The organism is Marinobacter sp. es.042 (assembly GCF_900188315.1).
Taxonomy (GTDB): domain Bacteria; phylum Pseudomonadota; class Gammaproteobacteria; order Pseudomonadales; family Oleiphilaceae; genus Marinobacter.
Window position 1 is genome coordinate 1180928 of record NZ_LT897781.1, and the last position, 23026, is coordinate 1203953.

Annotated in this window: 25 protein-coding genes and 1 tRNA gene; 6 read left to right on the top strand and 20 right to left on the bottom strand. The window is 56.2% G+C overall.

The annotated features are described in order from the left end of the window. Positions 1-25: 25 nt before the first annotated feature. The 4 genes from CFB02_RS05575 to metH all read right to left on the bottom strand — a co-directional run bounded on the left by CFB02_RS05575 (position 26) and on the right by metH (position 6506). The gene (locus CFB02_RS05575; RefSeq protein ID WP_088557221.1) at positions 26-532 is read right to left on the bottom strand and encodes a DUF934 domain-containing protein; all 507 of its coding nucleotides are present in this window, start codon (positions 530-532) and stop codon (positions 26-28) included. Beyond that, the gene (locus tag CFB02_RS05580; protein WP_088557222.1) at positions 525-2177 is read right to left on the bottom strand and encodes a nitrite/sulfite reductase; all 1653 of its coding nucleotides are present in this window, start codon (positions 2175-2177) and stop codon (positions 525-527) included. Before CFB02_RS05580 ends, CFB02_RS05575 begins: the two co-directional genes overlap by 8 nt. Positions 2178-2537: 360 nt before the next feature. Further along, positions 2538-2774, bottom strand: coding sequence for a DUF2970 domain-containing protein (locus tag CFB02_RS05585; RefSeq protein WP_088557223.1), 237 nt, complete (start codon positions 2772-2774; stop codon positions 2538-2540). A gap of 33 nt (positions 2775-2807) precedes the next feature. Then, positions 2808-6506, bottom strand: coding sequence for a methionine synthase (gene metH, locus CFB02_RS05590; RefSeq protein WP_088557224.1), 3699 nt, complete (start codon positions 6504-6506; stop codon positions 2808-2810). 232 nt (positions 6507-6738) lie between these two features. Between metH and nfuA the strand changes: the two genes are divergently transcribed. From nfuA to CFB02_RS05605, 3 genes are all read left to right on the top strand, one after another. Next, a complete protein-coding gene (nfuA, locus tag CFB02_RS05595; RefSeq protein ID WP_008171684.1) occupies positions 6739-7326 on the top strand; it encodes a Fe-S biogenesis protein NfuA in 588 nt (195 codons plus the stop codon). Between the two features lie 220 nt (positions 7327-7546). Continuing rightward, entirely contained in the window at positions 7547-8746 is a 1200-nt protein-coding gene (locus CFB02_RS05600) for a hypothetical protein (RefSeq protein WP_197694034.1), read from the top strand. Between the two features lie 41 nt (positions 8747-8787). Beyond that, positions 8788-9156 (top strand): hypothetical protein, encoded by a 369-nt coding sequence (locus CFB02_RS05605; RefSeq protein WP_088557225.1) that lies wholly within the window; start codon positions 8788-8790, stop codon positions 9154-9156. On the opposite strand, the gene CFB02_RS05610 is transcribed toward CFB02_RS05605, so the two are convergent. From CFB02_RS05610 to CFB02_RS05630, 5 genes are all read right to left on the bottom strand, one after another. Further along, entirely contained in the window at positions 9143-9469 is a 327-nt protein-coding gene (locus tag CFB02_RS05610; protein WP_088557226.1) for a TusE/DsrC/DsvC family sulfur relay protein, read from the bottom strand. The genes CFB02_RS05605 and CFB02_RS05610 overlap by 14 nt on opposite strands. A gap of 3 nt (positions 9470-9472) precedes the next feature. Then, positions 9473-9757: a sulfurtransferase complex subunit TusB gene (tusB, locus tag CFB02_RS05615; protein ID WP_088557227.1), complete on the bottom strand. Its 285-nt coding sequence runs from the start codon at positions 9755-9757 to the stop codon at positions 9473-9475. Positions 9758-9762: 5 nt separating this feature from the next. Further along, on the bottom strand, positions 9763-10113 hold the full coding sequence (locus CFB02_RS05620; protein ID WP_088557228.1) for a DsrE family protein: 351 nt from the start codon (positions 10111-10113) through the stop codon (positions 9763-9765). A 2-nt stretch (positions 10114-10115) separates the two neighbouring features. Then, the gene (tusD, locus tag CFB02_RS05625; protein WP_088557229.1) at positions 10116-10520 is read right to left on the bottom strand and encodes a sulfurtransferase complex subunit TusD; all 405 of its coding nucleotides are present in this window, start codon (positions 10518-10520) and stop codon (positions 10116-10118) included. Positions 10521-10623: 103 nt separating this feature from the next. Then, positions 10624-11322, bottom strand: a complete 699-nt coding sequence (locus CFB02_RS05630) for a Bax inhibitor-1/YccA family protein (protein WP_014577154.1) — start codon at positions 11320-11322, stop codon at positions 10624-10626. A 210-nt stretch (positions 11323-11532) separates the two neighbouring features. Here CFB02_RS05630 and CFB02_RS05635 point away from each other — a divergent pair. Continuing rightward, a tRNA-Ser gene (locus CFB02_RS05635) sits at positions 11533-11623 on the top strand. A 213-nt stretch (positions 11624-11836) separates the two neighbouring features. After that, positions 11837-12967, top strand: coding sequence for a histone deacetylase (locus tag CFB02_RS05640; protein WP_088557230.1), 1131 nt, complete (start codon positions 11837-11839; stop codon positions 12965-12967). A 9-nt stretch (positions 12968-12976) separates the two neighbouring features. Here the strand turns inward: CFB02_RS05640 and CFB02_RS05645 are convergent, their stop codons facing one another. The 5 genes from CFB02_RS05645 to CFB02_RS05670 all read right to left on the bottom strand — a co-directional run bounded on the left by CFB02_RS05645 (position 12977) and on the right by CFB02_RS05670 (position 17309). Then, on the bottom strand, positions 12977-14284 hold the full coding sequence (locus tag CFB02_RS05645) for an ATP-grasp domain-containing protein (RefSeq protein WP_088557231.1): 1308 nt from the start codon (positions 14282-14284) through the stop codon (positions 12977-12979). 481 nt (positions 14285-14765) lie between these two features. Continuing rightward, positions 14766-15875 carry a ferrochelatase gene (hemH, locus tag CFB02_RS05655; protein WP_088557233.1) on the bottom strand — a complete coding sequence of 370 codons (1110 nt, stop codon included), beginning with the start codon at positions 15873-15875 and terminating at the stop codon, positions 14766-14768. A 37-nt stretch (positions 15876-15912) separates the two neighbouring features. Further along, positions 15913-16344, bottom strand: a complete 432-nt coding sequence (locus CFB02_RS05660) for a TIGR01244 family sulfur transferase (RefSeq protein ID WP_088557234.1) — start codon at positions 16342-16344, stop codon at positions 15913-15915. A gap of 97 nt (positions 16345-16441) precedes the next feature. Beyond that, positions 16442-16867: a YeeE/YedE family protein gene (locus CFB02_RS05665; RefSeq protein WP_088557235.1), complete on the bottom strand. Its 426-nt coding sequence runs from the start codon at positions 16865-16867 to the stop codon at positions 16442-16444. Positions 16868-16871: 4 nt separating this feature from the next. Then, a complete protein-coding gene (locus CFB02_RS05670; RefSeq protein WP_088557236.1) occupies positions 16872-17309 on the bottom strand; it encodes a YeeE/YedE family protein in 438 nt (145 codons plus the stop codon). Positions 17310-17655: 346 nt separating this feature from the next. Here CFB02_RS05670 and CFB02_RS05675 point away from each other — a divergent pair, with 346 nt between their 5' ends. After that, positions 17656-18072, top strand: coding sequence for a phasin family protein (locus CFB02_RS05675; RefSeq protein ID WP_088557237.1), 417 nt, complete (start codon positions 17656-17658; stop codon positions 18070-18072). 9 nt (positions 18073-18081) lie between these two features. Here the strand turns inward: CFB02_RS05675 and CFB02_RS05680 are convergent, their stop codons facing one another. The 6 genes from CFB02_RS05680 to CFB02_RS05705 all read right to left on the bottom strand — a co-directional run bounded on the left by CFB02_RS05680 (position 18082) and on the right by CFB02_RS05705 (position 23025). Next, entirely contained in the window at positions 18082-18711 is a 630-nt protein-coding gene (locus CFB02_RS05680) for a TetR/AcrR family transcriptional regulator (RefSeq protein ID WP_088557238.1), read from the bottom strand. Between the two features lie 18 nt (positions 18712-18729). Continuing rightward, positions 18730-19542: an exodeoxyribonuclease III gene (xthA, locus tag CFB02_RS05685; RefSeq protein WP_088557239.1), complete on the bottom strand. Its 813-nt coding sequence runs from the start codon at positions 19540-19542 to the stop codon at positions 18730-18732. An 81-nt stretch (positions 19543-19623) separates the two neighbouring features. After that, on the bottom strand, positions 19624-20364 hold the full coding sequence (locus CFB02_RS05690; RefSeq protein WP_088557240.1) for a hypothetical protein: 741 nt from the start codon (positions 20362-20364) through the stop codon (positions 19624-19626). Continuing rightward, positions 20361-20882 (bottom strand): DUF2878 domain-containing protein, encoded by a 522-nt coding sequence (locus tag CFB02_RS05695; RefSeq protein WP_088557241.1) that lies wholly within the window; start codon positions 20880-20882, stop codon positions 20361-20363. Before CFB02_RS05695 ends, CFB02_RS05690 begins: the two co-directional genes overlap by 4 nt. Then, positions 20879-22153 carry an SAM-dependent methyltransferase gene (locus CFB02_RS05700; RefSeq protein ID WP_088557242.1) on the bottom strand — a complete coding sequence of 425 codons (1275 nt, stop codon included), beginning with the start codon at positions 22151-22153 and terminating at the stop codon, positions 20879-20881. The genes CFB02_RS05695 and CFB02_RS05700 overlap by 4 nt, the downstream gene beginning before the upstream one ends. After that, a complete protein-coding gene (locus CFB02_RS05705; RefSeq protein WP_088557243.1) occupies positions 22141-23025 on the bottom strand; it encodes a DUF1365 domain-containing protein in 885 nt (294 codons plus the stop codon). The genes CFB02_RS05700 and CFB02_RS05705 overlap by 13 nt, the downstream gene beginning before the upstream one ends. Between the last annotated feature and the right edge of the window lies 1 nt (position 23026).

Here is a 23026-nt window from a genome sequence, read left to right on the forward strand (position 1 = left end):
CTCTTCGTACTCTAAAGCTTGATGACTAGGAGGCCCGACGCCGGAACAGCGGGATCTCCGTATCGGTCGCGGCCTGGTAGCCCTGACTGAAGAAGTTCAGGCACCGCGCAGCCTTGTTGATGTCCTTATCGGCCCGAAGGACATAAGCATCGAATCCGCAGCGTTTCATGAACTGCAGCTGATCCAGCAGTACGTCTCCGATGGCCCGAAGCTCGTTCTTGTAGCCGAAACGCTCACGCAGTAGCCGGCCAATGCTGTAACCGCGCCCGTCACTGAACTTCGGAAAATTCACAGCGATCACCGGCAATTCGTTCACCCGACCGTCCAGAATTTCGGGCTCGTCGTGGCTGTTGAACCACACGCCAATTTCCTGTCGTCCGGTAAAATGCTCATAGCCTGCCAGCCAGAGATCCGCAGGGATTAACGCCGGCTGGTCGGCCGGAATATCCATCGATTCGCCCTCGGCGGGGCGGGGCACCACTACCCAATTGTCCTGGCGGATGCTGCCATCCAAAGAAATAACGTTAGGCATAAACCCGCTCCTTGAATGGATCAATTCCTACGCGGCGATAGGTGTCGAGAAAGGTTTCCTCTTCCGTGCGCTTGTCTACGTAGACATCAATGATCTTTGAAATCACCTTGGGCATCTCATCCCGTGCAAAGGAAGGCCCCAGAATTTTGCCGATTGAGGCATCATGATGGGACGACCCGCCCAGACTGATCTGATAGAACTCCTGGCCTTTCTTGTCGACGCCGAGAACACCAATGTTGCCGACGTGGTGGTGACCGCAGGCATTCATGCAGCCGGAAATGTTCAGATCGATATTGCCCAGGTCGTACAGATAATCAAGATCATCGAACTGCCGCTGGATGGCCTCGGCCACCGGGATAGACTTGGCATTGGCCAGGGCGCAGTAATCACCACCGGGACAGCAGATAACATCAGTCAGGGTGTTCAGGTTCGCGGTACCGAAACCCATGGGTGTAATCGCCTGCCACAGTTCGAACAGCCGATCCTGGCGCACATCGGCCAGCACTACGTTCTGTTGATGAGTGACCCGGATTTCTCCGAAGCTGAACTCGTCTGCCAGATCGGCAATCTGTTCGAGCTGCTTGTCACTGACATCGCCTGGAGGAGTGCCGGTTTTTTTCATTGTCAGGGAGACGATGGCATAGCCTGCCTTCTTGTGGGTGTCCACGTTGTGGGTCAGCCACTGGTCAAAGCCCCGGTTCTCAAACCGCTGGCTGGCCAGCAGGCCCGTGGCATTGTCGATTTCCGCGTAATCCGGTTCGGTAAAGTAAGCCTGGATGCGTTGAATCGCCTCGGGCGTCAGCCGGGTCGGGGATTCCTTGATATGCTGCCACTCTGCTTCCACCTTTTCAGCAAAGCCTTCAGGGGTCAGAGCCTTCACCAGAATCTTGATCCGGGCCTTGAACTTGTTGTCGCGCCGACCGTACCGGTTATAGACGCGAAGCACGGCTTCCAGGTAGGTCAACAGATCCAGTTCCGGCAGGAAATCGCGAATAACCGGCCCGACCATGGGCGTACGGCCGAGACCACCGCCCACGTGTACCCGGAAACCGAGATCGCCGGTCTCGTTGCGTACCATCTGAAGGCCGATGTCGTGCACCTGGATGGCGGCTCGATCGGTTTGTTCGGAAGCGTTCACGGCAACCTTGAATTTCCGCGGCAGGAAGGCGAATTCCGGATGGAACGTGGACCACTGGCGAATAATTTCGCAATAGGGCCGCGGATCTGCAATCTCGTCAGACTGAGCACCGGAGAACTGGTCTGTGGTGGTGTTACGAATGCAGTTGCCGCTGGTCTGGTTGGCGTGCATTTCCACTTCAGCGAGTTCCGCAAGAATGTCTGGAACGTCTTCCAGCGCCGGCCAATTAAGCTGCACATTCTGGCGGGTGGTGAAGTGCGCATAGCCTTTGTCGTAGTCCCGCGTGATTCGGGCAAGCCGGCGAAGCTGGTCCGAGCGCATCATGCCGTAAGGAACACAGATCCTGAGCATGGGGGCGAGACGCTGAACGTACAGGCCGTTCTGCAGGCGAAGGGGAAGAAACTCGTCTTCAGCCAATTCTCCGGCCAGCGCTCTTTCCGTCTGGTCACGGAACTGGGCAACCCTCTCGGCAGCCATTTGCCGATCGTGTTCATCGTATACGTACATAGTGGGAGGATCCTGCTTGAAAGCGACATATCCAGGCCGACGGCCTTATATCTGACGGGAAGGATAACAGCGGGTTTTTATTCTTAAAATGATTATTTCAAAATATGTTTATCGACTCAGGCGATAAGCAGAAGGAACAAGGGACTGGACGAATATCAATTAACTGCTTAACTTGGAAGATGACGTTAGCAGTGTGCGCTGCTGCCGTGATAACAAGAAAAACACGGGACAAAAACTCGGAAAGAGGAACAGACATGAAAAAGACCGCACGTTCTGACAGTCAGGCCGATGCCGTTGCTGCCGTGCTGCTGGTGGTTCTTGCCGTGGCTTTCGCGGTGGTCTGGGTAGCTGGCCAGTAGTCTACTGGCTCGCCAGGACCAGATTTACAATAACGATCAGGCCCACAACAAAGCTGGCTGTGAACAGAATGCCGGCGATGATGTAAGGCCAGGGGCTATGGCTTGAAAAGTCCTCCTCCCGGCGCTTGTCGGACTGAACTCCGAACGCGCCGGCGAGTATGCTTTGCATGACTTTCAAGACGCCAGGTCCACGCGGCTTTTTTTCTTCCCGTTTTTCCGCTTCTGTAGATTCTGTCATACATCCGCCCCTGATCTGTGCTTCACCCGAAGCTTACTCTGCCGGATCGTACGCCAGGCTTGGCGCAAGCCAGCGTTCTGCCTCGGCCTTGGAAATGCCTTTGCGTTCAGCATAGTCCTCAACCTGGTCAGCGCCAATTTTCCCTACCGCAAAATACTTGGATTCCGGATGCGCAAAGTACCAGCCGGAGACGGCAGCGGTCGGGAACATGGCAAAGTGCTCGGTCAGCTCGATGCCCGCGGTATCAGTGGCCTCAAGCAAACTGAACAGTGTTGCCTTCTCCGTGTGGTCCGGGCACGCCGGGTAGCCGGGTGCCGGACGTATTCCGCGGTACCTTTCCTTTATCAGGTCATCGTTGGCCAGCTTTTCATCAGCGGCATAGCCCCAGAACTCCTGGCGAACCCGCTCGTGCATCCGCTCGGCGAAAGCTTCTGCCAGGCGGTCGGCCAACGCCTTCACCATAATCGCGTTATAGTCGTCGTTGGCATCTTTGAACTCTACCGAGAATTCTTCTGCTCCAATGCCGGTGGTGACCGCGAAACCGCCCACGTAGTCCACGGTGCCGGAGCCTTCAGGCGCTACAAAATCCGATAGCGCCATCATGGGTTTGCCCGGTGCCTTTTCATCCTGCTGACGAAGGTGGTGCAGGGTAGTCAGCTCCTCGGTGCAGGATTCGTCCGTGTAAAGCACAACATCGTCACCACGGCGGTTGGCTGGCCAGAAACCGATGACGCCACGGGCAGAGACCCGTTTTTCATCAATCATCCGGCGCAGAATCTTCTGGGCATCGTCAAAGAGGTGTCGGGCAGCCTCGCCACGCTTCGGGTCATCAAAAATGGCCGGGTACTTGCCAGAAATATCCCAGGACATGAAGAACGGCGTCCAGTCGATGTAGTCCGCCAGCTCGTTGAGGTCATATTCCTCGAACACCCGGATGCCGGTGAAAGCCGGCTTTGGAGGCTGGTAGCCTTCGAAGGAGATGTCGGGGGCGCGATCACGAGCTTCCTTCAGGGAAACCAGCTTGGTGCGGTCACCCCGGTTCTTGCGGCGTTCGCGGATTTCGTCATATTCCGTACGGGCGGCTTCCACAAACTCGGGCTTCGCATTCTTGCTCAGAAGCTGGGATGCGACGTTCACGCAGCGGGATGCGTCCGACACGTACAGCGCGATGTCGTTCTTGTACTGGGGCTCGATTTTTACCGCGGTATGCGCCTTGGAAGTTGTTGCGCCACCGATCATCAGCGGAATGTTGAAATCGAGTCGTTGCATCTCGCGAGCCACGTGGACCATTTCGTCCAGAGACGGTGTAATCAGACCGCTCAGACCAATAAGATCGACATCGTGTTCTTTTGCAGCAGCGAGGATCTTGTCGCAGGGCACCATTACACCCAGGTCAATCACCTCATAGTTGTTGCATTGCAGGACCACACCCACGATGTTCTTGCCGATATCATGGACATCGCCCTTTACCGTGGCCATGAGGATCTTGCCCTTGGCTTTCTGATCTTCCGTTTTCTCCGCTTCGATGTAGGGAATCAGGTGTGCAACCGCCTGTTTCATAACGCGGGCGCTTTTGACCACCTGGGGCAGGAACATCTTGCCATCGCCGAAGAGGTCTCCGACCACGTTCATGCCATCCATCAATGGGCCCTCAATGACCTCAATGGGATGTGTGGCTCTCTGGCGGCAGGCTTCGGTATCGTCCACGATATAGGTGGTTATGCCTTTGACCAATGCATGTTCCAGGCGCTTCTCCACCGGCCATTCACGCCAGGCCAGGTCTTCCTCCTGGGTTTTGCCGCCTTTGCCTTTGTAGCGTTCGGCGATCTCAAGGAGCCGGTCGGTGGAATCATCACGGCGGTTCAGGACAACATCTTCCACCAGCTCTTTGAGCTCCGGGTCGATTTCGTCGTAGATCACCAGTTGGCCGGGGTTCACGATGCCCATGTTCATCCCCGCCTTGGTGGCGTGGTAGAGGAACACCGAGTGGATGGCTTCACGAACCACATCATTGCCGCGGAACGAGAAGGACACGTTGCTCACACCGCCGGAAATGGAGGCGTGGGGCAGGTTTTCCCGAATCCAGCGGGTGGCGTTGATGAAATCCACCGCGTAGTTGTTGTGTTCCTCGATGCCTGTGGCAATGGCAAAGATGTTCGGATCAAAAATGATATCCGCCGGGTTGAAGCCGATGCCGGTCAACACGTCGTAAGAGCGCTTGCAGATCTCGGTCTTGCGCTCGTATGTGTCTGCCTGGCCCTGTTCGTCAAAGGCCATTACCACCACGGCGGCGCCATAGCGCATGCAGTCTCTGGCGCGCTTGACGAACTCCTCTTCGCCCTCCTTGAGGCTGATGGAATTCACCACCGCCTTGCCCTGGATGCAGCGCAATCCTGCTTCGATCACATCCCACTTGGAGGAGTCGATCATGATCGGCACCCGGGAGATATCCGGCTCGGAGGCGACGAGGTTCAGGAAGGTGACCATCACCTCTTTCGACTCCAGCATGCCCTCATCCATGTTGATGTCGATGATCTGGGCACCGTTTTCCACCTGATCACGGGCGACGCTGAGGGCCTCTTCGTATTGCTCTTCCTTGATCAGACGCAGGAAACGCTTGGAGCCCGTGACGTTGGTCCGCTCACCCACGTTAATAAACAGAACATTGTCGTCGCCTGTGAACGGCTCAAGGCCAGACAGACGCAATGCTTTCGGGCGCTCGGGAATCTTCCGGGGCGGGTACTTGGACACCGCCTGAGCGATGGCTTCGATGTGATCCGGCCGGGACCCACAGCAGCCACCGATGATGTTCAGGAAACCGTCTCGGGCGAAGCCTTCGATGATCTCTGCCATTTCCTCGGGCGTCTGATCGTATTCACCAAACTCGTTGGGAAGGCCGGCATTCGGGTGGGCGCTGACATAGGTTTCCGCCTTTGCAGACAGCTCTTCCACATAAGGGCGCAGGGCGTCGGCCCCCAGTGCGCAGTTCAGGCCAACGGATATGGGTTTGGCGTGGGCCACGGAATTCCAGAAAGCCTCGGTGGTCTGACCGGAAAGGGTTCGCCCGGAGGCATCGGTAATGGTGCCGGAAATCATGATCGGCAGGGTGATGCCGCTGTCCTCAAAATACTGCTGAGTGGCATAGATCGCCGCCTTGGCGTTCAGCGTATCGAAAATGGTTTCAATCAGGATCAGGTCACAGCCACCTTCGACCAGGCCTCCTACCGCTTCGTAGTAGTTGTCGACCAGGGTCTGGAAATCGACATTGCGGTAGCCAGGATTATTGACATCCGGTGAGATGGAGGCCGTCCGCGATGTGGGCCCGACGGCACCGGCGACAAATCGCGGCTTTTCCGGGTTTTTCGCGGTGTACTCATCCGCGATCTGCCGGGCCAGTTCCGCTGCGGCCACGTTCAGTTCCCGGGCAATCGCTTCCAACCCATAGTCCGCCTGGGAAAGCTGGGTGGAGTTAAAGGTGTTGGTCTCAATAATGTCCGCGCCGGCGTCCAGGTAGTCTGCGTGGATGTTGCGGAGCAGGGCGGGCTGGGTCAGGTTCAGCAGGTCATTATTGCCCTGAACTTCCCGCTCGTAGTCGGCAAACCGATCGCCACGGAACGCCTTCTCGTCCAGTTTGAGATTCTGGATCATGGTGCCCATGCCGCCATCAAGAATCACAATGCGTTCCTGCAGGGCCTTGTGGAGCTGGTCGAGACGGGTGGTGCGATCGGTCATAGGTTTACTTCCGGATGTCGTTAAAAACGCGGTATTAAATTCAATGGCGCGGGATCATAGCAAAATTGCCCGAGCCCGTCTTAGTACGAATGACGATTATCAATTGCCTACTGCAAATACCTGCCAATACGGGAAATTCATTACCTTCGTAAAGCCCGACTATTTTACTTGGTCTTTCATGTTCCCGCGAACTCCCTTAAAATGAATCCAAACTTTCAAACGGGTTGAAAACATGGCTCAGGTTACTGTGACAGATCCCGCTCGGGATTATCTTGCACAACTTATCGAAAAACAGGACGTGGAAGGCATGGGCGTGCGTATCTTCGTGACGCAGCCCGGCACCAAAAACGCCGAAACCTGTCTGGCCTACTGCCCGCCTAACGAAGTAGTACCGACGGACGAGCAGGTAGATCTGGACAAGTTCATCCTGTATCTGGACCACAATTCCGTGCCTTTCCTCGAAGAGGCCTATGTGGATTACTCCAAGGACCAGATGGGTGGGCAGCTCACCATCAAGGCACCAAACGCAAAAGTGCCCAAGATCGATGACGACGCACCTCTGCCGGATCGGGTGAACTACATCCTCGCTTCCGAGATCAATCCGAATCTGGCCGCCCATGGCGGCGAGGTGTCCCTTGTGGAGATCGTCGACGAATCCGTGGCCGTACTGCGTTTCGGTGGTGGTTGCCAGGGTTGCTCGGCAGTCAGCCTGACCCTGAAGCAGGGCGTGGAATCAACCTTGAAAGAGCGGGTTCCGGAAATCACTGCCGTGCGTGATGTGACCGACCACTCCTACACCGAGAACGCCTACTACCAGTAAGTCCTTCCTGCTCGGTTTGCCGCGCCCTCCGGGGCGCGGTATCTCTTCCTGCCTGCCGCATTACCGCCTTCGCCATGGCTGCTCGGCCAATGTTGTGACATTTCAATTACTTCATCATTTGTCGCATACACAGCAACTGCAGACAGGTACTATCCTGTCTGTCCGTTAAGGGCATTATCACCGCCTTAGAACGGATTACACTCTTCTACCGGGGTCAAACTTGTTCGACGTTGCGCTTCTGTCAGTGCCTCTTATGGCGGCCGTTGTTGGTTGGCTGACCAACTGGCTGGCCATCCAGATGTCCTTCTATCCGGTGCAGTTCATCGGGGTGGGACTGATCGGGTGGCAGGGCGTTATTCCTCGCAAAGCGGAAAAGATGGCGCATATCTGCATCGACAGGACGCTTCAGCAGTTCGGCGACCTCAACGCTGTCTACCAGAAGCTTGAACCGCAACGCATCGTTGAGCAGGTGATTTCCCAGGTGACCCCGCGGATGGATGAGTACATCGATGAGGTTATGTACGAAATCCAGCCGGTCCTGTGGGACAACCTTCCGTTATTTGTCAGAAACCGGATTTATCAGTGGGCCCGTGAGCAACTGCCCTCCAGGGTAGAGGAGCTGGTGGAGGACTTTGGTGACGATCTGGACGAGTTGGTCGACCTCAAGGCTCTGCTCAGCCGCGAACTCGAAAAACATCCGGACATGATGAACCGGATTTTCCAGCAAGCCGGAGCGGTGGAGCTTCAGTCTGTGATCAACCGTGGTGCGGTTATCGGCGGCATTCTTGGTGCTGTCCTTGTGCCGTTATGGACCCGCTATCCGGAGCCCTGGCTGCTGCCGCTGGGCGGCTTCGTGGTCGGTTTCGTGACCAACTGGATTGCCATCAACCTGATTTTCGCGCCGCTCAGGCCCCGACGAATCCTGTTCTGGAAAATACAGGGGCTTTTTCTACGCCGGCAGCCGGAAATAAGCGATGTCTGGGCCAGGCTTGTCGCGGAGGAGCTGATTACTGTAGAGAAGGTTGCCGACGCCATGATCAACGGCAGCCACGGTGACAGAACCCGTGCAATCATCCAGAAACATCTTCGCCCCTTACTGGACAACTCTGTCATCATGAAGCTGACGGCGCAGGTCACCGTTGGTATGACGGGTTACACCGAGCTCAAGAAAGCCATGAACCAGAAGGCGGTACTGGCTACGCGTGACGTGTTCAGTGACCCGGCTTTTAACCGGGAGCGGGCACCCGTGGTGGCCGAAGTACTGTCCGGCCAGATGAAAGCGCTGAAACCCGATGAATTCCAGGACATCCTGCGCCCCGCGTTCCGGGAAGAAGAGGTCCAGTTGATGATTGTGGGCGGCATCTTTGGTGCCCTCGCAGGACTGCTTCAGTTCGTTTCCCTGAGCTATCTGAATTTCTAGCCGGAGTGAATCCCGTTATCGGGAGTACAAGGAGGAAAGCCATGCCTTTTTGGCTAACACTGACAATCCAGATTCTTGCAACCGTTGGCGCCGTGCTTGTCACTCTCTGGGGGTTCTGGCGTTTCGTGGTGCGTCCATACCTCGATGCCAGGGTGGCGGAACTGATTGAGGCCGGCCGGGAAATCGAACCGGCGGTGACTCGCGGTGTAAAAAACGGTGTGGCAGATACCATCCGGGAACTGCCAGAAAGCGCCCTTGACGGCACCGTTAAAGAATCGACCCGCCAGTTCCTGAAATTTGGCTCTGGCCTGTTTGAGAACGGCCTGAGTAGCTTCCTTGGCAGTGCAGCCGACCTGGAACGCAACAGGCAGAAGGACGGCGCCGCCTCAAAGGACTCTAAAGACAGTTAGTTGGCCTTGGCAGCCCCGCAATCCTGCAGGCGGTCTTTGCAGGGGTGCTGGGAAACAGCTGCATCAGGTAGATGCTGTTCCCCTTATCCTCGCCGAGCGCTTCTTTGACCGCCTTCACAAACAGGCGATTAGAGGGTGGCGACATTTCATGCTCTTTATAAAAAGACCGAAGAAACTTTATGATTTCCCAGTGTTTTTCTGTGAGATCCACGTCGTCCTCGGCAGCGATGGCCGTCGCGACACTTTCGGTCCACGCCTGGGCGTCTTCAAGAAAGCCTTCGTTGTTTCGTTGAGGCATTGCATTACTGACCATGGTTTACCAACTGATTACCCGTTGTGCCTGCAATGAAAGCGTGACCATCCCCCCAAAGTCCACAGAACTGACGTTGCCGCTCAGATCTCCCAGTCCGCGCGCCTCGACGTCCGGAGTGAGCGCAAAGACCTTGCTGGCGCCCGGCAGAAGGTTCCCGCGTGCCAGCAACAGCACGCCGTTGCCGGTCAGAAGAAGGCCGTCTTCCGCAGACATCATTTCAACGCACCTCGCGGCCCGGGGATGATCGGGGGATTTGTTCAATATGTGCAATGTCTGGATGTCGGTCATCTGAGCTAACCTGCAAATGCGGTGTGGTCATAGTCAGTGAGGAGATCGGCATCAGCATCTACCAGGGTGACGCCTTCAATCAGCGAATGCTCATCGAGGCCGTAGGCAATGCAGGCAGCCCGATCAGCCAGGATCGCGTCAATGCCGAATATCGGTGCTGCAGCGAGATTCTTCTCCACAGACTTCTGTTCAATGCCTCCGGCGTGCTGAGCCTGTCTCAGCCAGTTAACGCCAGGCCCGGTGAACAGCAGGGATGCCGGCTGGTCGAAGGCTGCCAGCGAAAACGCCATATCCAGCGCTTCCCGTCCGGTCCACGCGCCATAGGGTGGCTGGTCAATCATGATCAGTGTGCTCATGGTCAGTCTCCAGCGTGGAAATAAAGCGTGCGCGTGGATTTGATTCGTCCTTCGACCCATTCTCCGAGACCAGCGATTTCAAACGGGGCCCGAAGATTGGCCGAAGGCAATTCGTAGCGTTTCTGTTCGGTTTCGTTGACCAGGCCACGACGCAGCGCGGAGGCAATGCATGCCACGCCGGGAATACTGTGCTGAGTCAGAAACCGCGACCATTCGTCTGGCCAGTGGGTTTCGTCAGACGGCGGCGCGCAGAGCGCGGAGGCCAGATGGACCCCGTCACCGTAGAGGAACACCCGGTCAATGTGATGGCCAGCATCTACCGCTGCCTTCGCAAAGCCGAGAGCAGTCTGGGGCGCCTGAGACGAGTAGGGCGCGCCGGTAATTACCAGGGTAAAGGTTTCGGACATGGTTCCTGTTCGTTATAAGTCTGCAAGACAATGACTTTCAGTTTACCGAAAGCAAAAACCCCGGCAACTGCCGGGGTTTCGAAGCGGCTGATTCAGCCTGGTATCAATCTTCGCCACTGAACGCAGACAGCAGGTGCAGCAGGCTGACGAACAGGTTGTAGATGGATACATACAGACCAACCGTGGCGATCACGTAGTTACGCTCACCACCCTTGATGATCTGGCTGGTCTCGAACAGGATCATGATCGAGGCAAAGATCGTGAAGCCGGCGGACACTGCCAGATGCAGAACAGAACTCTCCATCAGGAAGGCCAGCAGCATGGCGCCGATCAGCACAAACGCGCCAGCGGTCAGGAAGCTGGACATGAAGCTGAAGTCTTTCTTGGTGATGATGGCCGTGGCAGACAGACCAACAAACGCAACTGCGGTCAGTGTCAGCGCCTGGGCGACAATCGAGGAAGCGCCGGCAGCTACGAAGGCGCCAATGATCGGACCCAGGGTATAACCCATGAACCCGGTCAGGGCGAAGGTAGTCACGATGCCCCAGGGGCTGTTTTTCAACTTATAGGTTGCGAACAGCAGCCCAATGTATCCCACGATGGTGATCAGGAAGCCCGGGTGGGTTCCGTTCATGTTCAGGAATGCTGTCAGCGCCGAAAAGGCGAGTGTCATGCCAAGCAGCATATAGGTGTTGCGCAACACCTTCATCGCATCATCGCTGATGCCTGTGGTCGCGCGCTCCGTCTGGGGAGTCGAATAGGCTCCCTGAGAGTTCTGAACGCCGAATCGTCTGTCTTCCATTGTCATCTCCGTTTATAACGACTGGATACTGGTTCCCATAATAGTGTCAGATACGCAACTTTCAATCATTTACGACAGGAAACCGTCTTCCGGATTCCATTAAAAACCGTTAATGTTGAAAAATGCGGCGGGTTTTATGCAGAGCGTTGACAGCACAGGCAATTCCGGTATCATGCTCACCGCTGTCGCAATGACGGCAAATGGAAAACCGGTGGGCTGGCAGAGTGGCTTAATGCAGCGGTCTTGAAAACCGCCGAAGGTTAATAGCCTTCCCGGGGTTCGAATCCCTGGCCCACCGCCATTTTCCATAACCTCAGCAATTCATATCTCCTTCCAAACACTTTCCTGCACTCGTGCTCTGAGCCACCCAGGTTCCATGTTCACTGATTTCTGCACTAGACTCCGTTACGATCTGCGCGTTTTATTTTGGCTCCGTAGTGGTACGTGCTTATTTGAGCATCATCCACGCGGGCGAGATAGGTGGGTCAAAACATGATGTCTTGTGGTGACAGCTATGACCGCGACCTTATTGCTCTATTACGACTTCCGTATGCTCGGTCACAATCCCCACGGCTGGGATCCTGACCGTCCCGAATGGACTGACGCCGTCAAGGCGATGATTAAGCAGCAGTATCCCAATGCCAACCTTGACACCTATAGCCATCCCGAGCGACCGGAACGCCTGACAGCGATCGTCGATCGGCTGCTTCTCGAGCCCATCGACGGCGTGCGCTGGATGCTGCCGTCCCCGGCCAGCGCCCCTCAACTCGAGCGGGTACATGATGCAGCCTATGTGGCCCATATTGAGTCGCTGGATGGGCAATCCGGCTGGCTGTCTCAAGACACGACCGCAGTATCTCCGGGAAGCGTGATGGCGGCTCGCCTGGCGGCCGGCTCCGGAATCAGCGCGATCGAAGCGATCGCCGCCGGTCAAGCCGAGCGAGCGTTCTGTATTGTGCGTCCGCCCGGGCACCACGCTCCGGCAGATCGTGCCCGTGGCTTTTGCCTTTATAACAACCTGGCGGTCGCCGCGGCGCATGCTCGCAAAGCCCTCGGCTATGAACGAGTCATGATCTGGGACCTGGACATGCATCACGGCAACGGTACCCAGGCCATCTTCTATGACGAACCAGGCGTGCTGGTGGTCGATAGCCACTGCGCGGCACCGTTCTACCCGGGCAGCGGCCTGTTGAATGAAACCGGAGCTGGCCCGGGCTTCGGTTACCATCTCAACGTCCCACTGCCCATGGGTTTTGGCAACGCCGCGTTACTGAAGGTGTTCGAGCAGGTGGTGAGGCCGGCAGCATGTGCATTCCGGCCCGATATTCTGCTGGTATCCACGGGTTTCGATTGCCATTACCTCGACATGGTTTGCAACATGAATGAAACCGGGTATGCCGCCGTCACCCAGCGCATGAGCAACCTGGCCGACGAACTTTGTGAGGGGCGGCTGGTACTGATGCTGGAAGGCGGCTACAGTGCCAAGGCTTTGGCTGACAGCGCGTACGCTGTCAGCCAGGCGCTGACGGGAAAACCGGTGAATACATTCAATGTCCTGGCAAACGACCCCGGTTGCGCGGCCGCGTCCTATGCAGCGGCGTACCATGCAAGCTCTATCGCCGCGCTAAAGAACCAGACGCACTGAACAGCGCCTCTATACGTAGAAGTCCAGATCTTCCTGGGCTTTCAGGAGGTCTCGCATCTTGATGGGGTCGTCACCGAAGAAGAAGATCAGGCCCCAATGAGTCCCATAGGCTAACCGTTCAGGAACTATCTCTTCTTTAGGCGCGATCAATTCGTGAGACTCGAAGTAGGGGTGTTCAACCGTTTCCTTGGGCATTTCCAGTCTGCTGATTACACGACGTCTTGGATAAACGCCGAAGCATCCTGCGTAGCCCTTCGCATCAACTACCTCGCGGGGGAAGAAGCTATCTACCTCCTCTTGAGTGGTTTTAGGATCAAACACCAGCATAGAAGCCTGGTACGCACTAAATCCATAAGCTCTCTCAATAAGCTCAAAAGCCTTGAACCCCGGCGGACGATACGCAACTTCCCCAAAATACATTTCGCCGTCAGCCGTAACGAAGTACTCGGGATGGATAAACCCGAATTTGATGTCGAAGGTTTTGATCAGGAGTTCGATCTGCTTGGTGATCGCGCTGCGCCAGCTCTCGAGCTCATTGGTAGCGGGGACGAACACCGAATAACCCAGCGTGACGTATTCGGAAATATTAAGGAACTTGATTTTCCCGTCGTGAATCCAGGCCTCGACCGCAAATTCCCAGCCACTCAGGTGACTCTCCATCAACAGGGGATACTCTTCCGGCGGAATGGCGTCAATGTCTTCTATCTTGCGAATCATTCGATGGCCGAGACAACCGGCTTTGTCGAAGGCCTTGACGTGAATCGGGTCGTCCGGGTCACCCTCAAGGTGCAAGAGTGTCTGATTTACGCGCCTCATGAAGCGAACAATGTCGTCTTTTTCATACGCCTCCTCGAAGATCCCGACGCGAATACCGCCGAGTTGTGCGCGGCGCTTCATCAGGGCTTTGTCACGAAACAGAATAGACTGGCCGTACATATGAGGTTCGTTAAACAAGACTGAGTTGATCGCCCCTGACCACTCGACGGTTTCCTCGAACAGAGGCAGCGCTACATCAACGCCTTCCGCTTTTAGCCTTTCTGCAATCTCCATGGACCGGTCATTCAGGCGGGTAAAATCCCATGGAATGAAAGGTATCTTGTTTGCGGTGCAGAAATCCGCAGCCCAGTCGGGAGCGACCACAATATAGCGACGGTCGAACTTCTGCGCGGCCTTGACCGCATTCAAGCTCCAACCAAGCAGGGCAATGTAGCCTTTGTTCGGATCCTTGGGCGTTTCAGTCCCGCGTACCGAGTCCATGGTCGGGTCGAGCCAGCCTGATACATCTTTGGATGATTGAGTTTCTGACGTTATTGACATGCTAGCTTCTCCTTGCCGGTCAGCGCAGAACCACGCCAAAGCAAATGCACCAGATGATCAGAACCGTTAGGCGGGGCGGTTCTCATTGGGTGATTCACTAAATCGGTGAACTCTATCATTCAACATAGGATTTAACCGGTCTGGTGACAAGATATCCGTGCCCGATCCCAGTGTATTTGCCCGGTGGTTTTCCCTACTTGGTTTAATGCCTGATTACGCTCATCATCAGAGTGTCGATATCATGAGGGTTCGCTATGACAGACTCACAAAACAGTTCATTAGAACGTCGGGACCGAATGTTTTCTGTATCTGCCAATCGGGGCAAGGCCAGCCACAAAGTCCGATATGTGGAAGCCGGTGGAGCCGCTGTGGATACGGAGGAATGTGCTTTTTGCCAGGCGGTGCCTGAGCTTTCAGGCGGAGAAGATAAGGGGGAAAACCGGGGCAATTGAATCCGCCCCGGTGTTCGATCAAAGCCAGATCAGAGGTCCCGACCTGGATAAATGAGTTTTTTCTGTTCGTCCGCTCTCTGCTGGCGCGCTGCCAGAGCCTCTGGCTCGTTCTTTGGCATCTGCCAGCCTTCCAGATTCTCTTCGATCAGTTTCACCAGCGCTTCGATGTGCCCGGGCGTTGCGTTCAGCGCCGTGATGTAGCTGAATCCTTCACCGCCGGCCTCCATGAAGTACTCACGGTTTTCTTCGTCGATTTCCTCAATGGTTTCCAGGCAATCGGATGAAAAGCCGGGGCAGAATACGTCGATGGATTTGACGCCTTTGCCTGGCAGGGACTTCAGGGTTTCATCCGTGTAGGGCTTGAGCCACTCTTCCTTGCCAAAGCGGGATTGGAACGTGGTCATGTAGTCCTCTTTGCTCAGGCCCAGTCGCTCAGCCAGCAGGCGAGAGGTTTTGTGGCACTCGCAGTGATAAGGGTCGCCCTTGGTCAGGTACTTGAGCGGAACGCCATGGTAGGAAAAAACCAGCTTCTGGTTGCGTCCATGGTTGGCCCAGTGCGCCTCGATATGGCGCGCCATGGCTTCAATGTATGGAGGATAATCCGGGTAGTGAGAGATGAAACGGAAATCCGGCAGCCAGCGCCGTTTCGAGAAATCCTTGGCAACGGCATCGAAGGTGGAGGCCGAGGTCGACGCGGAGTATTGGGGGTATAGTGGCAGAACCAGCAGTTTCCGTACGCCCTGTTCCTGCATTTCATCAAGAACCCGGGAAATTGAGGGATTGCCGTAGCGCATCGCAAAGCCGACGACAACGTTAGGGCCGTACTTGCGCTTGAGTGCCTCTCGGATGCCCTCAGCCTGCTTTGCAGTGTGTAGCAGCAGGGGAGAGCCTTCCGGCTGCCAGACACTGGAGTAGGCCTCTGCGCTTCGTTTGGGGCGAATTCTCAGTATCACACCGTGAAGGATCAGCCACCAGAGAGGCCGCGGCAACTCGACCACCCGGGGGTCCGAGAGAAATTCAGCCAGGTAGCGACGGAGGGCCGAGGTTGTCGGTGCATCCGGGGTCCCCAGGTTGGTAACCAGCACCCCCAATCGGTCAGATTGGTTGTGGCTGAAATTCTCTGAACCTTTGTATTGCATGCGGTAGATCCTGAACGTTGGTTAGGCGGTGGCAGTGTCAGCGTTTGTAGGCGGCCTGCTGCGCCATTCTTGGTGCAAGGCCGGAAATGTCGTAACCGGCGTTGCGTGCTTTGGTAAAGATCTCATCGGCTGATGTGCTTCTGGCCGCGCTCAGTGCCCAGAGCACGGTGCAGCGGGTCCCGGAGCGACAGAATGCCAGTACGGGTTTTTCGGCGTCCCGGATCATCGGCGCGAAGCGGTTTACGTCGTCGTCAGTGATGTTTCCCGACTCCACCGGCATGTATACCCACTCAAGGCCCTGTTCCCTTGCGGCGGCTTCGATATCCGCCATGGCAGGCTGGCCCGGCTCTTCGTGGTCAGGGCGATTTGCCACGAGCGTCTTGAAGCCCAGCTTCGCGGCTTCTGCCACGTCTTCGATGGAAATCTGCGGGGCTACCGAAATATTGTCGTCGATCTTTCTGATATCCATGGATGTCGTTCTCCGAATCGGGTAGTGGAGCTGCCGCCATGATCGCACAGCCCCCGGGCTGTGTCAGAATGGCGGCGGGTAAATTTACAGAAAATACTTACACTTTCGCACGGTTGCGCTCAATGACTTCGAAAATGCCCATGCCCGCAACCATGGCCGCAACGAACACCGCCGCCTTGGTTTCACCGGCACCGAGCGCGACCAGTCCCGGTCCGGGGCAGAAGCCGGCGATACCCCAGCCAACACCGAACATAAGACCGCCGAGTACCAATCGTTTATCGATATGGGCACTGGTGGGCATTTTCATGTGGAACCCGAGGAAGGAAAGGGTGCGCTTGCGGGCAACGGCAAACGCGAGCACACCCACCATGATGGCGCCGCCCATCACAAACGCCAGTGAAGGATCCCAAAGGCCTGCTATATCAAGGAAGCCGAGCACCTTTTCAGGATTGGCCATGCCGGAAACGATAAGCCCCATTCCGAAGACAAGGCCAGCAAACAGGGAAGCAAGAGAAAATTTCATGGCATCATACCCCCATCAAGTGACGAATCACGTACACGGTGACAAATCCGGCAGCCATGAAGCTCATCGTGGCCGCCAGCGAGCGCAGCGATAGGCGGGACAAACCGCAAACGCCGTGTCCGCTGGTACAGCCTGAACCGTATCGGGTGCCGATCCCCACCAACAGGCCCGCAATAATGAGCGCGGGATAGCCGGCCTCGATTTCAATAGGGGGCAGTTCGGTTGCCAGTACCCAGACTGCCGGTGCACCAATCAGTCCGGCAAGGAAGGCCACGCGCCAGGCAATATCGCCTTTTGCCGGTGAAAGAAGCCCGCCAAGAATTCCACTGATGCCTGCAATCCGCCCGTTAAGAAGCAGAAAGCTGGCAGCAGCTATGCCCACCAGAATGCCACCCGCCAGCGCTGACCAGGGGGTGAAGTTACTCCACGCAATTTCAATCATTTGATACTCCGAATTTTAAAGTCTGTCATTTTGGAATAAGCATATATCTTGGGGCAATAATACCAAAAAAAAGCCCGGCAAAGGATGCCGGGCAGAGGCGTGCGAGTAGTATCCATGAAAGACTTCCAGACAAACCGGCATCAGCAGGGACGCCGGTATTGGGAAGTATTGACTATATTTTGAACACTTCAAGCGAGACTCACTTTCGTTTGAAAACATTTTTTCATATCGGATGCGTCTTTATACTGCCGCCTTTCACTGAGCGGGTTCCAGGCCGACTGAAATCTGGGCCAAGCTGTAATACAATGGCGGTCAGAAAGAGCCATCCGCACTCCCGAGGTTGTACATGTCTGACGAGAACGACAATAAGCCGGAGAATGATCCGCAACTGGCGGCAAAAATCAAGGGTTCAGCCCGCCAGATCTGGCTGGCCGGGTTGGGCGCCTATACCAAAGCCGAGGAAGATACTGGCCGTTTCTTCGAGCGTCTCGTGCAGGAAGGTGAGCAGCTCGAGAACAAAACCCGTGGCGTCGTCGAAAAGCAGATCAAGTCCGTGGAGGATCGGGTTGAAGGGGTTCGGGAGCGAGCCACTGGTACCTGGGACCGGCTTGAGCACATGTTTGATGAACGGGTGTCTGGTGCCCTGAGACGTCTGGGTATACATCGCCGTGAAGAAATCGAATCCATGGAGCGGCGTATTGAAGCCCTCGAATCAGAACTTGCCCGCCTGCGGAAACGCGCCGGTGACGACGACGAAGAATAACGGTACGGCTCAGAGATAGTCCCGGCTCATCAGCCGGGCTTCCTCCCGGTCGGCCGGCGCAAGGTAGGGCAGCACCAGGTGCATCATCTGGTAAACACCCCGTCCCGGATCCACTGCCTCCCGGTCATCCAGGTGAGAGAGCGTATCGAAAGCGCTCCAATAACAGGCGGTTAGCGTCAACTGCTCACAAAGAGAATCAAGCTCTTCCTGCTCAATCGCCATAATGCCCTGGCGCCGAAAGCTCTCGCAAATCGTCTTGAAAGCCAGTCTTTTCTTTTTCTGGATGCGCTTGAATCGTACCTGCAGCTGATCGTACCGGGACAACACGTTTACCAGATCCTGGTAGAGAAACCGGTAGCGGGCTACGGTCTCGAACAGCAGATGCAGAAAGAACCCCTGCTGGTCGAGGCTGATGTTGGCGTCTTCCGGAACCGCCAACAAGTCGACCATGTCGTGTTCGTACTGGTCGAAGATTTCCTCGACAATGTCACCTTTGCTCTTGAAGTGGTAGTAGAGGTTACCCGGGCTGATATCCATCTCATCAGAGATCAGCAGGGTGGTGACATTGGGCTCGCCGACGGTGTTAAACAGCGCCAGGCTTGTCTGGAGGATGCGGTCGCGGGTTTTGATTTTTTTCATATCGCGCCGGGCCAGCCCCTAGAGCTCGAAGCTCGCCCAGACCGGACAGTGGTCGGACGGCCTTTCCATGGCTCGAATGTCGTAGGAAACACCCGCTTTCCGGGCTTTGGGCAGCAGGCTCTCACTGACCATGATCAGATCAATCCGCAGACCACGCTTGGGGTCTCGCTCGAAACCCTTGCTGCGGTAGTCAAACCAGCTGAAGGTGTCCGCCTCATCGGGGTGAAGGTGCCGGAACACATCGGTATAACCACGAGATTCAACCTGGCCCAGCCATTCCCGTTCCTCCGGGAGGAAAGAGCATTTGCCGGTTCGTAGCCAGCGTTTGGCGTTGTCGGCGCCGATACCAATGTCTTTGTCGGTTGGAGAGATGTTCATATCCCCCATGACCACCACGTGGCCGCCCGCTTTCTTGAGCTCGTCCAGGTAACGCATCAGATCCGCGTAGAACTTCTCCTTGGCAGGAAACTTCACCGGATGGTCACGGCTTTCGCCCTGCGGAAAATAGCCGTTGATCACCGTCAGCTTTTCACCATTGACGGTGAAATGGCCGGTAATCAGCCTGCGCTGGGAATCCTCGCCATCCCAAGGGTAGCCTTTGATAACTTCCTCCGGCTCCGCTTTTGAGAGCAGGGCAACGCCATAGTGGGTTTTTTGCCCGTGGAAATGCACGTGGTAGCCAAGGTCCCGGATCGCTTCTACCGGAAAGTCGTCGTCCTGAACCTTGGTTTCCTGGAGACCGATAAAATCCGGTGCGAGGGCGTCTATTACGGCTTTCAGCTGGTGCAGGCGGGTGCGGATACTGTTGACGTTGAAAGAAACGAACATCATTTCAAAATACTCTCCGGCGTTGATTCCCGTCGGAGTTTACCATACTGACCCCCGGGGTCTGCCTTGGCAGGGGCGACAGTTTCAGGGGGTCAGTTCACAATCCGGGGTGGTATTCACTTTATAGCGGATATGGGCGGTGTAGTTTTCATCCTGGTTTTTCCGGATATTGGTGAGGCCCAGATAATCGGAAAGGGCACCCGAGTTGCTGTAACCCAGTACAATGGGGTCAACCAGGAAACGCAGTACCATGCCGGTAGGGCGTATCTGTACCACATGGTCAGCATTCACCTGGTCGTTCTCGGCGCGTTCCAGAACGAAACCGTAATGCTCGCCCCGGGTAGGCCCAAGAAATCGGAATTCAACCGGCTCACCGGCCACAACACGCTGCCAATTCTGGCGTACGAAGTTATCGAACCCGGCATCCACAACGGTAGTGTCCGGGTATGTCACCTCGAATTGCTCTGAATCGCCGCCTGGCGTCTGCCAGTCGATCACCAAAATGTCGGGTGCAGGGTAGGTGATCTGCATTTCTTCACTGAATGTCGGCTGAACGAAGTCTACGGACGGACGCAGTACTGAAGCCTCGTATTCAAGGTCTTTGCGGGCGAACGACTCGTCCGCGTCCGGTTTGAAGTAGGTCACCTTGTGTTGCCTGGGCCGAAACACGCCTTCCTCACAGGTACCATCAACGGAGTGGCGCTCTTCGTAGATCACGTTGCCGTTTCCGGTGCTTGCGGTACCGATAAAACTGAAATCTGCGGCCGCGGCCGGCCATGCGGCGGCCAACAGCGCCACGTAAACTGACCAGGCAGCGTGTTTCATCGAACCAGCTCCGGGTAAAGCTTTTTACGGGCGAACAGCAGCAGCGGGAAAACAACGAGCCAGCCAAACCCGAGTGCAATCAGTGACGGCAACAGTTCAGGCAGCTGCACTGCGCCGAGCTGGCTGGCCGACCAGTAGGCGAAGGGGCCGGCAAAGGGCGCAAGAACGAAGGGCAGCCAGGCCTTCTTGCTGATCCAGTCGAGGGAATGGCTCAGGGTCGTCATGAAGATGGCCCAGATGGCCACAAGCCACGGGGGAGTGAGCATCACCTGGCCGGAACCGTCATCCAGAATACCGGTCCGGAACCAGATGCCGTCCAGAATTGAGCCGACGACGGTTCCCAGGCCGATAAACTGAAGCTCGGTCATCCGGTTCTGGCTAACCAGGACAAGATGCAGCACCAGAAATATCACCACTATCCCGGCGCCGATCAGCCCGGGATAAAACACGCAGGCAAACCAGCCTGCCTGGAACAGCAGGAAATTAAGAACGTTACGGGCGGTTTCGGAGGCGATCATACGCTCAAGATGTTCTCGCGTTTGTTGCCGGGCTTGGCGAACACCAACTGCGCAACGCCAATGGCCCGCTCGCTGAAGCCCGCTTCACAGTAGGCAAAGTAAAAGTGCCACAGGCGCCGGAAAGCCTCGTCGTAACCCATCGACTCAAGCTTGTCCCGCTGGGCCATGAACCGGTCGCACCAGTCGTGAAGGGTCCTGGCATAGTGGAAGCCGGTATCCTCGGCATGGGTGAGTACCAGCTTGCTTTCTTTTCGAACCGATTCGAGGATGGCTCCGAAAGAGGGAATAAAGCTTCCCGGAAAGATAAATCGCTGGATGAAATCCACGTTTTTCAGAGCTCTCTGGTACCGCTGCTCTGGCATGTTAATGGCCTGAACCAGGGCCAGCCCGTCGGGCTTCAACAGGGCGTTAATCTGGGAGAAATAGCTATCGAGAAACTGAGGGCCAACGGCTTCAATCATCTCGATGGAAACAAGTTTGTCGAATTGCCCCGCGAGGTCCCGGTAATCGTCAAACAGTAGGGTAATCTGGTCCTCCAGCCCCTCTTTCTGGACCCGTTCTTTCGCCAGATCCAGCTGCTCTCTGGAAATGGTCGTCGTGGTGACATGACAGCCATAGTGTTTGGCGGCATGGATCGCAAAGCCGCCCCAGCCGGTGCCGATTTCAATCACCTTGTCCCCGGGCTGGAGGTCCAGCTTCCGGCAGATGGTGTCCAGTTTGTGCACAGCCGCTTCTTCAAGGCTCGATTCGGCGCTGGGATAGATAGCCGAGGAGTACATCATGGTTGGATCGAGGAATGTCTCGAACAGGTCATTGCCAAGATCGTAGTGGGCGCTGATGTTCTTACGGGAGCCTTCTTTGGTGTTCCGGTTCAGCCAGTGCAGACCTTTGAGGGCAGGCTTGGTAACCCAACTGAACCGGTCTTCAAACTCGTTCATGCGGTCGACGTTGCGGGTAAAGAACCGGAGCAGGGCAACCAGATCGGGAGTTGACCAATCACCGGCGACATACGCTTCCGCCGCGCCGACGCTTCCGCCAGTCAACAGGTCCCGCCAGGTGCTGTGATCGTGGATAATCAGCTCTGCCGGCTGGTATTGGCTGTCGCCATCGCCGAATACCAGATCCTCGAATCCGGATTCCCGAACCGTCAGTTTGCCCTCGCCCAGCAAACGGAGCTGTTGAATCACCAGGGCACGCGCGAAACGGCTGATAGCCGGCAGGCTGCCCGATTCGGATTTGGTGTTTTCAACCGAAGTATTCAGGTTCTCCATGAACTTACCCTTCCACGAATCTTGTCATTGGTCTCCGAGCTGGTGATATCCAGCCCGGAATCATCGTGCCCACGGCGGTAGGCGGTATCGTCCTCGGAAAGCTTATCGGGGTGGGTGTAGAAAGGTGCCCCCTTGAGCTTGAGGCGCAGGGCGTGCCAGTAAATACCTGCCACAACCTTGAATGCCTCGAGCGGAAACTTTCGAAGACTTCTATGCACATCTTTACGAGTGAGAGGGGTACGTTGGACTACCAGAGTGGCATCAAAATGCTTGCGACCCTCTTCCAGAACATTCATGTGAATTCTCAGATCAGGGCCCCGGAAACTGAACGTCCACTCGTAGTGCTGGTTCATGCCGTTGAAAGGCGACACATGAAAGCGTTTGCTGAAACCAAATTGTTCGGTGCGCCAGTCCGCCTGGTTCGGCTCTGCTCCGGTCGTCTCCAGACAATAGGCATGACGGTCATGCCACGGGGTGTTGGTAATCTGGGCAACGATGACCTTTGGAACCACGCCATCCGCCGGGCATTCCCCGGCGCGGTAGCAGAAATAGAAGCTGACCGGATTGAACACGTAACCAAAGTAGCGCGGATGGGTAATCAGCTCGACTTCGCCGTCCGGGCGCCAGCCGGTGGCCCGTTCCACGTGGTCACGCACAGCCCCGGACAGGTCGCCTGTCTCCGGACGGAAGTAGTCCCTGCGCTTCAGAGACATCCAGTTGAAACGTTCCAGGGAAAATAACGGGCTGATACCGGAAACCTGGTTCCACTCGTCGGTGTCCAGGGCCAGCATGCCGGTGCTGTAGCTGAATTCGTGTTGCACCGGGTACTTCCGCCTGTGCCGGACAGTACCCTCCAGCCATTGGCTATTCACG